Genomic DNA, 14,780 nt, shown 5'->3' with positions numbered 1-14,780 from the left:
CGGACCTGGCCCTGCGGGCAAATGCGCATGATCCTGGCCTAAAGTGGGCATACGTTAAGGAGAATATCTCTTTATCTCCATATATTGGGATCTTTTGGATAACATATACAAACTTCTGGTTGAGAGATCTTTGGAGCTCGGCGCTCAAGAAGCCAAGCTGATTGATACGACACAGATTGTCTTTGATCCGCGATCACATCTGAAATGCCGTTTTGGCTGCAATCGATGGGGAAAGTTCTGGACTTGCCCACCTCATCTGAACCTTTCTCTGGAAAGCTTCATGCAGGCATTTTCAAAATATAGCAAGGGGATCATCATCAAAACCACTACTCCCAAAAGGGGCCAAGAAGTCGCCTTAGCCATCGAGAAAGAAGCTATGCTAGGCTTCGGTATGAGTTTTGCTTTTGCGATGGCCCTTTGCGTGCTATACGAAGAATGTGCTTATCCAGCCCCATGCCAATTCCCCCATCTGGCACGACCATCAATGGACGCTTATGGGATACATATCGAACAAACAGTTAAACCATTGGGATTCAAAGTCGCTTTTGACAATTCAGGAAAGCTGATACCGGCCTGGTATACGATGGTGCTCTTTGATTAGAATTCTATAAGACCCCTGAGACCTCTGATGATAATTGACACCTGCCAAGACATCGCTAATCCAAAACTGCCAGGACACAGGCTACCCGAGATCAGCTCTATTCTCTTATTGCGGTTGTCATGGTGATCCTTTTTTTACGCTCTTCAATACTGTCCGAAATAGGGCTACCATCTGGTATCCCATTCAATTCCGTTATAAATTTTTTGGGCAACCCATGTGATGGCACTACTTACACCCAAGGCGGCCTAACGGCCGCAACCAAAGATATTTGAAATTTGACTAAATTTGAGGATTAAGGAATTTAGGGATTTAAGAATTTGGAAGCATACTGTTTTATCATGCGAATTCCCCAATTTCCCAATCCCTCAATCCCTCATTCATTCAGTAAACTTTCTAAGCTTTTTACGAAATTCACAATCTCTCTATACTCATTACTCATTTGTCGAAAGGGGCTTTCAATTATTTATAAGGCCGAACGTCGCCCCTTACACGTTTTTTCAAAAAATTCAGACCGTAAGGGTAGACTTTGCTGACGAGCCTTTTTAACACACCATAGTGCATCATCTACTCCGTCAAGTGAGAGCTCAAATTTGGTATTGAGCGGAGAACCCTCAACATCGAGGATGGATATTCCTTCTTCTTCAAGTAGAATACCTGTCTCTCCATCAGAAGCGGAATATTGATAGCCCTCAACCTTTTGATAGCCGTTGCTTAGCAGTTCCTCCTCCAGTTCCTCAAATACCTCTGTGTCCATTTATTTCCTCCTTTCATTTTTGGCTAGGTGGAATACGCTCTGTGGGTTGGCCATGCGAAAAACGGATTTTTAATCTTACCCTGTTACGATACATGAATCCATGGAAAGATGATTGCCCACGGGCTACTACCTCAACAATACCAATTGTGCTAATTTGCCTTAGTTAATTTATATATCATGATATTAAACGAAATTATAAATATGTGATGATATTTTGAATAAAACAGTTAATTTCGATTTACATAAGAATACTCTCTACTCATGCTGGAAGCATACCTTCAATTTCTGCCAGAAGGTGCGGGCCTTAATACGCTGAATTTCCTTTTTTGTAACCATTAAGCAGTTTTTGATAATTTCGATCTCAGAATCCTTCTCAGATATTATACCTTTGAACTCTTGTTTCTTTTTCTCTAGGATGTGACTTGCTTCCTCAAGCCCCTGTTCTTTCTCGCGCACAAGAGAGGACATGGTCTTCAGTTCTTCTTCCTTGCCTCTCAGTTGTTTCTTGATCTTCTCGTTTTCTTCCCGTTTTTGTCTCAGATCTCTCTCTAAGCTACCCAAAGCCTCTTTCAAGGCCATAATCTCGGCGTCTTTGCCCACCAATAATTCACGGCCTTCATTTCCCTTCTCTTCCAATTTTGCCTTGAAAGCTTGTTCACTAATGTCAAGGGCTTGTTTCAGTTTCTCGATTTCCTGCTCTTTCTGAGAGAGGGCAAGACTCATCGTGCTAAGCGCTTCATCCTTACGGGCTAAACCTTCCCTGATCCTCCCAATTTCTCTGACGCTCTGTTCCAGTTCTTTTGTCTTATTGCCGAGAGATTCCTTTTGTCCGTTTGTCGAAGGACCATCGGAGGCCAGTTGTTGATGGAGTATATTTATCTCATGATTTCTATCGTTTACAGTGGTTTTTAATTCCTTAATCCGTGTTTCCGCATGCTTCAGGGCAGCTTCCTTTTGCCGTATCTGATCTCTTATGGTCTTTCTACCCATTTTGGCACCTTTGGCTATCTAAGACGGCAGGGGGTAGAATCAGCTGAACGGGAGACACCCCAAGTCTGAGCACACCAGGGAATCAACACCACAATCTCGAAATCCCATTTGACACTGAAGAACCTGTTTCGCCTATGGTGCATTCTAAATTGGCTTCATCCCGTGATTTCGCCATATCTTACTTTTATCGGCTCTTTATCCGATATCATACTGTAGCACAGGCAGAATTTCGTTATCACACCCCTTAATAAGGGATTCATGTAATGGGAGAGTTTTCCCAACCATCGACTGAGTCTCTGCCCTCGTATGTAATCCGGCTGGAGCAAAAAATCCCTTTTTATATCTGCCCGCAGCATCACAAAGAAAATCAGGCAACCGACGATGTAATGCTCCCACTCGTCCTGAAGATCTCCCCAATAGATGTCCATGTCTAAAAACTTGAGCCATTCATCATCAGAGATCGGGATCTGGTTTGCATACCCTTTTATAACCAGTTCCTGTCCCCAGGCATGAATCAACCTATCAAATTTTTGCATGATTCTTTCCTTATCGAAGAAATCATCGATATCAAAGACGATTTCGCGTATTTTAACAGCGGTCGAATCCTTTGGGTTCACATAGTCCCTCCATGGTTCAAATCATCCCCCTTCCGCCATCCCCCACGCTTTACTAAAGCATCTCTTTTCTAGAAAGATCACCGCCTTGAATGGGGCGTTCAATCCTCGCCCACGCGACCCACCCTGTCTCTGATGCAAGCAATCAGGGTCTCGAGTTCCTCTACTGTTAGGATTTCCAAGAAATCAAGATCGAGGTCTGTTTTGAGAATCTCCCCAATCTTCTTGATGAGTTCTCCCTTTGTCATACATCCCTCTCTAAGGATTCAAAGCGTTTTCCGACACCTCATTTCGTCGTTTTCTACGGTATTGGTGCTCGCTTTCTCCCGGGTCAAAAGGCCTTCTCTTCGCAGCAGTCCTATTCCAGCAAAATAATGCTGTAGGAGTTATACTCCTCGGTCACATCATGGGCTAAACTGAACGCTTTTCCTATGTTTCTTAGCGTCTGAAAGATATCTATGGCACAGGATTCAACAGAAGGCCGTCTATCCATGGGAAAGGCGCATGCATCGGGATAGGAACATTTTTTGCAAAGCGCGCAATTCTCAGAGACCAGGGCAAAGGCCTTGTAATATCCTTCCAAGAAAAGCCTCCGTTCCAGGGCAACGGTTCCCTTCCAGGCATTGACCTGGACCTTCCTCTTTCTCTGATTATCCATATAAAACTGGCTGTTTCTCGAGGTTCCACAAAGGAGCAAGGCCTTTTTGTACTCACTTAAAAGGGCCTTGGTCTCATCGGGGGAAGGGGTTTCGGGAGGGCAGCACCAGTTGGTGCCGTACTTCCTGCATCCGTATTTGCATTTCAGCCGGACCCACTGGGCAACGCAGATATCACTTGTCTTCAAGGGAACGATCTCATGGATAGAATATCTCCCCCCCAATTCCCTGAGTTCGTTGATGATATCCTTTTCCGTCTGGCCTTTTACAAATGAGTATACGTTTCCCCGGTTACCCTGCATCGGCCAACTCCTCCGTGTCGGTTTCGAAAATAATCCGGACATCCTTTTTCACGGCCAGTCCCAGTTCCGCCTCGGCCGCCTTGATGATGCCACAGGGCACGGGACAACTTGAATGGAGATTGCATTTGCCTGCTTTTTCATAAATCAGGTTCTTATTAATCGGAGTTTTGATAATCTCCATCATGTCTAGCTTTCGCAGTTGCTCTTCGAGGGTCTTAACTTGTTCGCATTCGCTCCTTATGGCAATTCCCACGCTCTTTCTTTGGCTTTTGAAGGCTCGAACAACGGTCTCAAGACCGCAAATACCCGATTCAATTCGAACAGTGATCATAATCTTCTTCTGTCTCGGATTCCCCCCATGACACGAAGGGGAAAGAGAGATATGTCCAGGAAAATACACTGCGCTATTTCTGATGAAGGATCTCCTCCGGCACCAGTCCTTCCAGATGAGGAAACTCGTCCTTCATGTGGGGGATCTGCATGGCCTCCATAAATTCCTGCTGAAAGTTCTTTTCCACCGTCAGCTCGATGTATTCCACGTTCCGGGATACCCAATTGGCCTCCACCCGCTTTTCCCGGTCCAGCAGGGCCGCCCTTGCACCGTCTCCGGCGGCATTGCCGACGCCGATTATTTTGGCGATCTCAACATCCGGGAAGAGCCCCATGATGAGGGCCTTTTCCCGGTCCACATGGGTCCCGAAGGCCCCGGCGATCTTGACCGCATCCACCTTGTCAATCCCCATGCGCCGCATCATCAGTTTGCAGCCGCAGTGGAGGGCCCCTTTGGCCAGCTGGATCTGACGCACATCCTTCTGGGTAATGACGATATCCCTTCCAATGCTGGCCTCTTCGGCCCAGGCAAGGACGAATTCCGGCTGTTTGCTGTCTGCGTTCCTTCTGAACCGGTTGGATTTCTGTTTCTTACTGAAGACGCCACTCTTTGTGATAATCCCGGTGCGATACAGTTCTGCCAGCACATCCAGGATTCCGGAACCGCAAATCCCCTTGGCCTTCATCTCCTTGGGCTCGGAAAAGCCGCGCCAGGCATCGCGTCCAATGACCTTGTAGTCCACTTCGTGGGTTTCAGGGTCAATCTTGATCCGTTCTATAGCCCCGGGGGCCGCCCGCATCCCGAAGGCCAGCTGCGCCCCCTCCAGGGCCGGCCCTGTGGCACAGGACGAGGAGATGAGCTTGTGTTTGTTCCCGAGGACCAACTCCCCGTTGGTCCCGATGTCAATGATCAACTGGAGCTCTTCGGACTTGTAGGGGGCCTCAGCAATGAGGACGCCCACATTATCCGCGCCCACAAATCCCGCCTCATTGGGCAGCACGTGCACATAGGCCGCCCGGTTCACTTCAATAGCCAAATCCCGGGCCTTGATGTCCAGGCTGTGGTGGATGGCAGGGGGGAACGGGGCCAGGCCAACATATTCCGGATTCAACCGGAGCAAAATATGGTGCATGGCCGTATTGCCCACAATGGTCACATCCTCGATATCCTCCCGGGAAAGGCGCAGGTACGCCTTGCCCTCTTCCGGGGCCTCGATCCATTCCTCAGGCCCCTCATCGCCCTTTTTTTTCTTCACCTTTTTTTGAGGGGGATGGGTCCCCTTGATGGCCTCGCCAATGAGCCAGTTGAGACCCTCGACGATATCGGCGCTCATCCTTTCGAGACCATCCGGCGTGGTCATGTGAAACGTGATCCGCGCCATCACGTCCTCCCCGTACTTGCACTGGGGGTTCATGAGGGAGACCGTGTCTATCACCTGCATGGTGTTCAGGTTGCAGAAATAACCGGCCACGGTGGTGGTGCCGATATCAATGGCCAGACCATAATAATCTTCACATCTGCCCGGCCGAACCCGTATGACCTCCTGATCCATCCATACGCTCACGGTCACCTTCCAATCCCCTTCCCGAAGGATGGCGGATAGTTCCCTCAGGGCATGAATGTCAATCCTAAGATGTCTCAGCCCGTGCAGACGTTCCAATTCCTTGCACACCCGCTCAAAATCGCCCGTAGGCTCTTCAAAGGTCGGCCTTTCCACCTCTACATAATAGCTCTTCACTGCGGGATCATGTCGGATAGGGATATCCCGTGCGGCCTTGCTCACCACCTGTTTACCTGCCCTCGATTCTTCCGGAACAAAAACCAGCACATCCCCTTCCACCCTCGCCACACAACCGAGGCGGTAGCCGTCCGCCTTTTTCTCGGCGTTGATGAATTTTTCTTCCTCTTCCTGCCATGGGCTCACATGTCCTTTCTTCGAATCAATCCCGAATTTTTCAAAATATCCTTCTTCAATTCGGACAATACATTTACCGCACTTTTTCTTTTCGCCGCACAAGCTTTCTATATCCACACCCAGACGTCTCGATGCCTCGATCAGGGTCAGCCCCTTTTCCACCTTCCCCCTCCGGCCCGAAGGCTGAAAAATGACCATCGCTTGATTATCAACCATCAGAACTTCTCCTTATTTCATTCGTAAGCGGGTAAACGTCCCCGGTTTTGCCCTATCCCGGGGGGACGACATCTCCATCCTATTTCTTCTTCTGAAGTTCTCGCAAACGACCGATCATCTTGATGCCCTCGGTAACCGCATTTCCGGCAGATTCGGCATAGCCGTCCGCCCCGAAAAGACTCACCACATCTTTGGTAATGGGGGCACCTCCCAGCATGATAGCCACGTTGGGATTCTTCTCTTTGATCATCTGAATCACCTTTTTCATCCCGAGCATAGTGGTCGTCATCATGGCAGACATTGCCACAATCTCTGAATCGGTTCGCAATTGCTCTTCCACGAACTTCTCTAGGGGAACGTCTCTGCCCAGGTCATGAACCGTAAACCCCCCAACGTCAAACATCATCTTGACCAGGTTCTTGCCGATATCGTGTACATCCCCCTGGACCGTGCCGATGACCACCTGCCCCTTCGTGGAGCTGCCCTCCTTGGGCACCAGGGGTCTGAGGATATCCAGCCCCGCATACAGGGCATCCGCACACATGAGCACCTCAGGGACAAAGTACTCGTTTCGATCATAGAGATCCCCCACAATCACCATGCCGGCGGCGAGCCCGTCCATAATGGCCTCAAGGGGATCGTATCCTTCTTCTACCACCTGTTGCGCAGCACTCCTCACAGCCTCCTCGTCATACTCCACCACTCCGTCGCTCAACCGATTGTGCAGTTCTTCTTGGGTTGCCATGTTCGTACACTCCTTTCTCGGTTTCCCTATGAAAGCCTTCCCACCGCAGGACTCGGCTTTCGGCCATAGGTATGGGTCGTCTCCACACAGGCCCGGGTGTTTTCTTCGATGACCGGCGGCCACATGTCGCATCCCGGCATGATCGCGTCCGCCCCATTGTCGATGGTCTGTTTCACGGCCTCGATGGCCTGTTCTTTGGTTGTAGTCTCATCGCAGGTGATTTTGTAGGTGTCCAGGTTTCCCATGAGCAATACCCCATTACCCAGCTTTTTCCTGGATTCTGCCATATTGTTCTTGATGTCCACGGTGAGTCCATCCGCATGGCATTCGCTCATCATCTCGATGAGAGGGTTGGTATCCCCGCAGATATGGAGGATCTTGGGGGATTTCCAGGAATCCAGGATACGGGTCAGCCGCGGTTTGATCATGTCCCGGAAGGTGCGGGGGTTCAGGAGATCAGCGGCGACCCCCGGCTCTCGGAGGGTGATATAATCACACCCGGATGCCTGGAGGAACTTCCCGATCTTGATGATCATCTCCGTAATCTTGTCCAGGGTCTCTTCCACCTTTTGTTTTTGCTTGAATACACCCTTCAGGATCATATCCAGCTCAAGCATCTGCCCTGCCTGGGTGAAGGGACCCAGTTGCCAGCAACCGATGGGCAACTCCGGGGCCTCTCGTTTGATGATCGCGATGGCCTTGGGAATCAGGGGGAGCCTCCCTCGTTCCACGATGTTGTCAGGGATCACGACCTCGTCCATCGTCTTCCATCTTTTTTCCGGTATGGTGGGATACAGGATGTCCTCAGACTCTTCGTATAAACTGATCTCGTTGCCGATGGCCTCCGATTCCATGGTCATGTCGTAGGGAATCACCACACAATCAAATTCCATGAGTCTTGCGGTCCAGACCGCGGACATGGCCATCCTTTCGGCATCTGTGTGGATGGTTGGAAAATTGTACCCGGCCTTCTTGATGCCGGGCATCAACACCATTCCCATGCCGCTGAAAAAAGGCATGGTATCGATCGGCTCTTTGCGCAGCAGCCTGAGTACGCGCTCCTTTGGGGTCAGTTCCGCCATTAGAAAATCTCCTTTCTTCTGAAGGGTTCGGTTGTCCTCAGGGTATGGGGAATTATCCCACCGTCCTGAGCTGATCCACAAATTCCGGGAACAGCTTGAAGAGCGGATGGTTCTGGTCCTCTGGCAGCCTTTTTGTCTCGGCAAAGGCCGCAGCGGCCGTAAAGGCATCGGCCATGGCAATGGCCGGGAATACCCTGGAAGCCCCGGCCATAGGACCGGAGAAGATCATGTCATGGTACAGAAAGGCCGCCAGCGATTCCAGGCCCGCATCTACGGCAGCCCAGCCTTTGAATCCCCACAGCTCTTTTGCCTTTTTCCACATATACGACCCATTGGAGGGGGCGCTCCCCGTGGGAAAGCCCCATTTCTCCTTGATCATCCGGTTGGCAAGGCCACAAAAGGCCACCGCCGGGCCGTTCATCACAGAGGTGTCCACAAAGATGCTGTCGAAGGTGGCGCCCACTTTTTCCATGGCATCAAGGAGCTTCTGGGTCCCGGTGATCCGCCCCTTGGGCAGCTGGTCTTCCATATCAAATGCCACCAGGAGGACATGCTTGACGCCCATCCCATGGATCTCTCTGACCTCTGTCTCCAGTTCCTCTTCCCATACGGTCAGGCTGTTGTAAAACATCCGGTCCAGGAGCCCCTTTTCCGCGCAGTAGGCGGCCCCGGCCAGCTTGGGTTTCAGCTTCCAGGCATCCACGCAAAAAGGCATGTCGCTGACAGAGGTGATGAAGTCAATGTACCGCTTGAATTCCTCTTCGCTGTTGGCGACCACATCCGCCATTCCAGGGACTCCTGTCTCGCTCCACAATCGGTCCTGAGTTTTCAGAAGTTCCTCTCCCCTCTTTTCATCGAAACCCTCCTTTCTCTTTCCCTCGAAGACCTTGTCTCCCTTTTGAAAGATGGATGAACACACCACGGTGGGATAGCTTCCCGGCTGTCCTCCAAACTTCACCCCCCCTACCTGACACACCTTTTGTTCCCTCTCAAAATGAAACATATGCCTCCCTCCGTCCTATACCAATGATTATCAGTGAACGAACCTCTTCGCCGTCTATCACACAGTTCAGAGACGTCTTGGAGCTTCGGATCGTCCGAGACGGCTGGATTTTCAACGGCTCTAACCGCAGTTAGGATGATCCGGCGTGCTAACGTAAAACAGCCTTCCACAGGTCTCTTATTAGAGACCATAGCTGAAGCTCGCGCCGAATGCTATAGTCCACGGGATGGTTTTCTGGTATAATAAGGTCTATTTTTGCTGCAATGCTGATCAAACTGCTCAGGCTTGGATTTCAACAATACCGAGGTAAATGGCAAACTGTATTAATTGTGAAATATTATCCATGTTGAGCTTTTCCATGATGTTACTGCGATGGGTCTTGACTGTGCTCGGACTGACGTAAAGAATCTCAGAGATCTCCCTGGTGGAACGGCCCTCGGCAATCATTTGAAAGACTTCTCTCTCCCGATTGGAAAGGCTGTTGTAGAGATCCTCCTGAGGTGACTTTCTCTTGAGGGAAACGTAATCTTCAATAACCTTGTGTGATATGGATGGACTCAGGTAGGTCTCTCCCTTGAGTGCCGCGTGGATGGCGTTGATAATGTCAATGCCGGTGGAGTTCTTGAGCAGATACCCTGATGCACCAAGGCTGAACAGCTCGCTGATGTAACGGTCGTGGGAGTGCATGGAAAGGACGATGACCTTGGTCTGAGGGCAGACCTTCCTGATTTGCCGAGTGGCTTCAATCCCATTTAACAAAGGCATCGCGATATCCATCAACACGACATTGGGCTTTAACTTCTCGACTTTCTCAACTGCTTCCCGCCCGTTTTCTGCCTCTCCCACCACTCGCAGATCGGTTTCTCCCTCCAGGAGCTTTACCAGGCCCTGCCGAACAATGGTGTGATCATCCGCGAGAAAAAGACTAATGGTTTTATCGAGCATGGGAAGACCCGTTGATGGGGATTCCGATTCTAAGGCGCGTACCTTTCCCTTTTGAAGAACGGAGAGAAAATTCCCCGCCTAACATGGATGCCCGTTCTCTCATGGACAACAGGCCCAATGTATTGTTATTCCGAGTGACTTCGTCGCAATCAAATCCTGATCCGTCATCCTCTGCCGCGAAAATGATATGGGGGTAGCTTTTGATGATCGAAAGTCTAAAATTCTCTGCATTCGCATGCTTCAACGTATTGGTAAGTGCCTCTTGGGAAAGCCTATAGAGGACTGTTTCGGTCTCACGATCCAGGCGTTCTTCAAAACCGACCATTTTGAATTCGATATTCAGTTGAGAGTGTTTGGAAATACGTGTCAAGTAGGCGTCAAGTGCCGGCTCCAATCCCAGGTCACTCAAGAGAGGCGGATGAAGTCTGTAAGATAAGCGGCGCATTTCCTGGTAGGTCCGGTTAATCTGCTTCTTAACATCAGAGATAAGCCCTTTCACAAGGTCCGGGTCTAGGAGCGCAGACTTCTCGATGGTTTCCATGGTGAAATTGATTCCCGTTAAGGCCTGCCCTGCTTCGTCGTGCAGTTCTCGTGCAATCCGCCTGCGCTCCATCTCTTGTGACTGAAACAGCTTCGAGGTCAGTCCTTTAAGTTCCTCCCGGTGTTTATGAACGGTCCGGATTAGCCGGGTGTTTTCAATAGCTCCGCCCAAGAAATTCCCAAGAGATCCAAGCAGATGAAAATCCTGTTCAGTGAGATCTCTGCTTGATGGGACATGTAGGGCAATCAATCCCGACGCCTTTTCTCTTGCGGTGATTAAAAAGCAGGTAAGCCGAAGTGAGGATGGCTTCCCTCGAAGTTCTGCAACATTCAAGTCAGCGGAAAAGGCGGGGAAATTGGACTTGGGTTCAAGAGAGAGGCCCTTTTTAAGCAAGGCCCTCATGAGGGCCTGATCATGGAGGACGAGCTCGTAGGCATGATTACTCACCCAGTCGGATAAGCCTTTCTGAACGCCGAGGGGAAAAGCGGAAGCTGCATGATCGATCAGAAAGATACCCCCGGAGGTAAGATTCAAGACATCCAAAACGTTTTGAAGGGCAGTCATAAGGATATAGTCCAGGTCTTGAGTGGCATTCATGGCAAGTGCCACGGCATTCAAAAGAGAAAGTTCCCTGTGCCGCTGTTGCAGATTTCGGATGGCATCCATCCTTGCTGTGATATCCTTCACGATTCCTTCGTACCCGATAATCTCCCCGGTTTCCCCTCTCACGGCGTTCCCGCTTAACAGGCAATGCATGCGGGTTCCGTCCTTTCGCTTAAATCCCGCCTCAAAATCTTTCACAAATCCATAACGATCAATCTGTTTCTTGAACACGTGCCAATGCATCGGGGTATCATATACATCTTCCACGGAAAAGAGTGACAGCAACTCTTCCTTGCTCCCGTAACCCAACAAATCCAAGGCGGCCTGGTTCACATCTCTGATCGAACCCTCCTTTGACGTAATGAAGATCATGTCCTTTGAGCCTTCAAAAATGCGACGGTACTTGTTTTCGGAAAGCCTCAGATCATCCTCTAACCGCTTACGGTCCGAGGTGTCCTTAAAGACCTGTACGCCTCCCATGACGTTGCCATGATGATCCTTCAACACGGAGATGCTGGAGGTAATCGTAATGGTTCGGCCCGTTAACGTTGTCGCTACAAATTCCTTATTGTAGTTGTGTTTCCCCTTCTGGCCGCCTTTGTTGTGCGTGCAGCCTGTTTGGCAGGTTGTCTCTTTGAATATCTCCTTGCAGTGAAGCCCCAGGGCATCTGAGGCTGAGATCCCTGCTATTCGCTCTGCTGCGGTGTTAAAGTAATTTATGTTGCCCTCTTTGTCCCATGTGAAAAGACCGTCGGGGAGATTGTCCAGGATCTGGAGAAGATCTCTCTCCTTTTGAAAGGCAGCCTTGAGAAGATGGCAGCCGAAATTTTCCGCTTCATCAAAAACAACATGATTCCGATCGAGCGAATCGTTTTCAGCATTCGGCATGAAAACCGGGCAGGCAAGGCATTGTCCAAATTTATGGGGATAACTCGATCCGCAGCGTACATGGCCTGAGGAATTGGATGAGCCATAGCAAGCGACATGTCTGTCTTTGAAGTGAGGGCGGAAAAGCTCGCGACATTGAAGGTGTTTCCAGGATCCACCCAACACGTCCCGGGTTAAAACGTGCGGCAAATAAGAAACGTCCTTTTCACATACAAGGGCCATTTCAGAGATATCACCCAATTTGTTTGCCTCCTACATTTTCACGCCGACGAGAATCGTACCCAGGCCCCTTTCGTCCAACCCTCCGAAATATTGGTCCTTTAAGAAAACGTCTGAAGGGGTGGAAGGATTGCCATAGATAATAGAGTGACATTGGAATGTGCCATTTTCCACGGTACACCACTCTGCCGGGAGCCATGGGATCTCAAAATGGCAGATTTTTTTCATGATATCCTGGGGAAAATTGATCTTGTCCTTGTAAACAACAAAGTTCCTGTGCATAAACCAGACATTTTTCTTATTTCTCAGCGTGGCAATGACTCCCTCATCGCGAACCTCTTCCCCAACGACTTCACCGTCCTTTATGAGCACAAGCGTGGCATGGCAACCCCAGTCAAAGTCCATATTATTGAGGGCGATATATATATAATCGCACATCAGGACCTCCCTCACTCCGGTGTTGACCACCTTCCCCAACCCCATCAAGGACCTGTTTTCGGCATCCTGCTCAATATCTAAAATTTTCTGGCGATCTTCGAATAAAAAGGGACTTACTTCAACGATCCCCTTCGCATTCTTCAAGGCTGATATCAGCACCGCGTCTGCCACGCTTTTGTCCATGCTCGATTCACCTATGCGGTACACCCTTTTTCTGCTAAATCCGGACCTCAGCCGTTATCAGATTGATCAGGTCAAATACCTTTTCACCGCACGCCCTTTCACATCTCCTACAGGCCACCCCGTCACACAGCGCCAGATTGATTGTTATTCCAAAATTGCCGTCCTGTTCTTCCATTTCAAGGGCCTTTTCCTGGCAGTCATCAATGCATGCCCCATCGCCTATACACCCTTCAAAGTAAATGGTCTTTCGCTGTCCGATATCGGGAATAATCTCGAGTCCCATGACCCCCAGATCGGGGATATCCTTTTCCACGGTCTTGATGACTTCAGGCAGCTCGGTCACTTCTTTCAAGGCGGGAAGCCCGTATCTTTTCAAAAACTTTTGGTATTGCTCAAAAGGCATCCCCTCTGTCCAGTATGATAGCTCCAGGATGTACACCTTTTCAAAGACCTTGGATTCCGCAAACATGCAGTGATGCTGTCTCAGTTCATCGGCCACCTGCTTCATGTGCCAGAGGTTTTCCTCGTCCCTGACCATGTCCCTGGCCATGGCCAAAGAGGTATTTCCCACTTGATAGATCTTCTTTACCCTCGCGGGAATCATCCCGATTTGCTGGGCCTTGAGGGCGTCCACATAGGTGCCGGAGGCCCCTGACATATAGGCGGTTTCGATGTCTTCAATTTGGATGCCCGCCTCTTCACAAAGGGTGATGTGACCTGCCCTGACTGAGCCGATGGCCTTTCCGGCCTCTATGAGATCGTTTTCCGTGAATTTGATTCCATTGGGTAGATGGATTTCCATGTCTGGGGTATTGATCCGGGGGATATGGATGAGTCTGGCGTTTATCCCCTGGCTTAGCAGGGCAACAACCCCGGTCCCTGTAATGCCAACGGCCTCCAATTCTCCCTTTTCCAATAGACTCCCGGTGGTTGGGTCCACCGTATCTCCAGGACGCGGCATCATCTCTTTATCGAGAACGTAGGTCTTCAAGTAACCCTTCTCGGCCTGGTCATCGCTCTCAACCCGTTTGAAACCCACCGCTGCGACAGCCTCTTCCTGCCGCTGGAATTCGACATCTGATATGGCGCCCGGAAGCGCCAGGAGGCCATCCTCGATCTGCTGGCCTTCAAGGGCCGGGCCCGCCGCTGTGGAACCGGTATACACCGTCTCCCTGTGAATGAGGGCCATCTCCGCGTTGGTGCCGTAGTCTGTGACAATGGCAATCTCGTCCTTTTTCAGCATGCCGGTCTGTATCATCATGGCCAGGGCATCGGCGCCGATCTCGTGGCGAACCGCCGGCGGGATCAGGATATCCGCATCGGAAGGTAGATCAAGGCCTCGGATATCCGGGGCCTTTACAATCTGCGCATCCCTCTTGGGAGAAACGACTCCCAGGGATTCCAGTTTGCGTTTCCCCGCATAGGCCAGGTCCCTGAACTCAATCTCCTGAAAAAGAGAAAGCTGGATGGGATTGCCGCAAACGGCCAGTCGCACCACTTCATTCTTATCGATCCTCAGGTTGTCGATGACCTGATTTACGGCATCCACCACCACTTGGTGGGCCCAGTCCAGACCGACCTCCAAGGCAAAATGAAGATGGTCGATGACATTGGCCCCGGGGAGGGGATGACGGGTGGTCACCGCAGTAGATAAAATAATTCCGTCTTGATCGAGATCGATGGCATGTCCGCGAAAGCCGCTGGTGCCAAGGTCCAAGGCAATGCCTAATGTCGCCATTTGGTTTTTTTATCCC

15 protein-coding genes are annotated in these 14,780 nt (G+C 50.2%); 1 reads left to right on the top strand and 14 read right to left on the bottom strand.

Annotated features, from left to right (window positions below; genetic code table 11):
* Positions 1-130 precede the first annotated feature (130 nt).
* The gene (locus K9N21_11555) at positions 131-601 is read left to right on the top strand and encodes a DUF2284 domain-containing protein (GenBank protein ID MCF8144544.1); all 471 of its coding nucleotides are present in this window, start codon (positions 131-133) and stop codon (positions 599-601) included.
* Between the two features lie 463 nt (positions 602-1,064).
* On the opposite strand, the gene K9N21_11550 is transcribed toward K9N21_11555, so the two are convergent.
* From K9N21_11550 to K9N21_11485, 14 genes are all read right to left on the bottom strand, one after another.
* Complete coding sequence (locus K9N21_11550; protein ID MCF8144543.1) at positions 1,065-1,355, bottom strand: hypothetical protein; 291 nt, start codon at positions 1,353-1,355, stop codon at positions 1,065-1,067.
* Between the two features lie 255 nt (positions 1,356-1,610).
* Complete coding sequence (locus K9N21_11545) at positions 1,611-2,345, bottom strand: hypothetical protein (GenBank protein MCF8144542.1); 735 nt, start codon at positions 2,343-2,345, stop codon at positions 1,611-1,613.
* Between the two features lie 155 nt (positions 2,346-2,500).
* Positions 2,501-2,962 (bottom strand): hypothetical protein, encoded by a 462-nt coding sequence (locus tag K9N21_11540; GenBank protein ID MCF8144541.1) that lies wholly within the window; start codon positions 2,960-2,962, stop codon positions 2,501-2,503.
* A gap of 98 nt (positions 2,963-3,060) precedes the next feature.
* Positions 3,061-3,207, bottom strand: coding sequence for a hypothetical protein (locus K9N21_11535; GenBank protein ID MCF8144540.1), 147 nt, complete (start codon positions 3,205-3,207; stop codon positions 3,061-3,063).
* A gap of 110 nt (positions 3,208-3,317) precedes the next feature.
* Positions 3,318-3,917: a DUF2284 domain-containing protein gene (locus K9N21_11530; GenBank protein ID MCF8144539.1), complete on the bottom strand. Its 600-nt coding sequence runs from the start codon at positions 3,915-3,917 to the stop codon at positions 3,318-3,320.
* Positions 3,907-4,248, bottom strand: coding sequence for a hypothetical protein (locus tag K9N21_11525; protein MCF8144538.1), 342 nt, complete (start codon positions 4,246-4,248; stop codon positions 3,907-3,909). Before K9N21_11525 ends, K9N21_11530 begins: the two co-directional genes overlap by 11 nt.
* Positions 4,249-4,321: 73 nt before the next feature.
* A complete protein-coding gene (locus tag K9N21_11520; protein MCF8144537.1) occupies positions 4,322-6,379 on the bottom strand; it encodes an ASKHA domain-containing protein in 2,058 nt (685 codons plus the stop codon).
* Positions 6,380-6,458: 79 nt separating this feature from the next.
* Complete coding sequence (locus K9N21_11515; protein MCF8144536.1) at positions 6,459-7,124, bottom strand: corrinoid protein; 666 nt, start codon at positions 7,122-7,124, stop codon at positions 6,459-6,461.
* Positions 7,125-7,150: 26 nt separating this feature from the next.
* Positions 7,151-8,206: a methyltransferase gene (locus tag K9N21_11510; GenBank protein MCF8144535.1), complete on the bottom strand. Its 1,056-nt coding sequence runs from the start codon at positions 8,204-8,206 to the stop codon at positions 7,151-7,153.
* A gap of 52 nt (positions 8,207-8,258) precedes the next feature.
* Positions 8,259-9,209, bottom strand: a complete 951-nt coding sequence (locus K9N21_11505) for a tetrahydromethanopterin S-methyltransferase subunit H (protein ID MCF8144534.1) — start codon at positions 9,207-9,209, stop codon at positions 8,259-8,261.
* 279 nt (positions 9,210-9,488) lie between these two features.
* Positions 9,489-10,154 carry a response regulator transcription factor gene (locus K9N21_11500; protein MCF8144533.1) on the bottom strand — a complete coding sequence of 222 codons (666 nt, stop codon included), beginning with the start codon at positions 10,152-10,154 and terminating at the stop codon, positions 9,489-9,491.
* Entirely contained in the window at positions 10,144-12,186 is a 2,043-nt protein-coding gene (locus K9N21_11495; protein ID MCF8144532.1) for a PAS domain S-box protein, read from the bottom strand. Before K9N21_11495 ends, K9N21_11500 begins: the two co-directional genes overlap by 11 nt.
* Before the next feature lie 252 nt (positions 12,187-12,438).
* Entirely contained in the window at positions 12,439-13,026 is a 588-nt protein-coding gene (locus tag K9N21_11490) for a hypothetical protein (GenBank protein MCF8144531.1), read from the bottom strand.
* A gap of 34 nt (positions 13,027-13,060) precedes the next feature.
* Positions 13,061-14,764, bottom strand: a complete 1,704-nt coding sequence (locus K9N21_11485) for a methylamine methyltransferase corrinoid protein reductive activase (protein MCF8144530.1) — start codon at positions 14,762-14,764, stop codon at positions 13,061-13,063.
* Positions 14,765-14,780 lie beyond the last annotated feature (16 nt).

Source organism: Deltaproteobacteria bacterium, from assembly GCA_021737785.1.
Taxonomy (GTDB): Bacteria; Desulfobacterota; DSM-4660; order Desulfatiglandales; family Desulfatiglandaceae; genus AUK324.
This window is presented reverse-complemented; position numbering and strand designations above follow the sequence as displayed.

Excerpts from the sequence above, each read along its gene's own strand:
- K9N21_11550 (MCF8144543.1), bottom strand. The coding sequence starts at position 1,355 with ATGGACACAGAGGTATTTGAGGAACTGGAGGAGGAACTGCTAAGCAAC.
- K9N21_11545 (MCF8144542.1), bottom strand. The coding sequence starts at position 2,345 with ATGGGTAGAAAGACCATAAGAGATCAGATACGGCAAAAGGAAGCTGCC.
- K9N21_11535 (MCF8144540.1), bottom strand. The coding sequence starts at position 3,207 with ATGACAAAGGGAGAACTCATCAAGAAGATTGGGGAGATTCTCAAAACA.
- K9N21_11530 (MCF8144539.1), bottom strand. The coding sequence starts at position 3,917 with ATGCAGGGTAACCGGGGAAACGTATACTCATTTGTAAAAGGCCAGACG.
- K9N21_11525 (MCF8144538.1), bottom strand. The coding sequence starts at position 4,248 with ATGATCACTGTTCGAATTGAATCGGGTATTTGCGGTCTTGAGACCGTT.
- K9N21_11520 (MCF8144537.1), bottom strand. The coding sequence starts at position 6,379 with ATGGTTGATAATCAAGCGATGGTCATTTTTCAGCCTTCGGGCCGGAGG.
- K9N21_11515 (MCF8144536.1), bottom strand. The coding sequence starts at position 7,124 with ATGGCAACCCAAGAAGAACTGCACAATCGGTTGAGCGACGGAGTGGTG.
- K9N21_11510 (MCF8144535.1), bottom strand. The coding sequence starts at position 8,206 with ATGGCGGAACTGACCCCAAAGGAGCGCGTACTCAGGCTGCTGCGCAAA.
- K9N21_11505 (MCF8144534.1), bottom strand. The coding sequence starts at position 9,209 with ATGTTTCATTTTGAGAGGGAACAAAAGGTGTGTCAGGTAGGGGGGGTG.
- K9N21_11500 (MCF8144533.1), bottom strand. The coding sequence starts at position 10,154 with ATGCTCGATAAAACCATTAGTCTTTTTCTCGCGGATGATCACACCATT.
- K9N21_11495 (MCF8144532.1), bottom strand. The coding sequence starts at position 12,186 with ATGCCGAATGCTGAAAACGATTCGCTCGATCGGAATCATGTTGTTTTT.
- K9N21_11490 (MCF8144531.1), bottom strand. The coding sequence starts at position 13,026 with ATGGACAAAAGCGTGGCAGACGCGGTGCTGATATCAGCCTTGAAGAAT.
- K9N21_11485 (MCF8144530.1), bottom strand. The coding sequence starts at position 14,764 with ATGGCGACATTAGGCATTGCCTTGGACCTTGGCACCAGCGGCTTTCGC.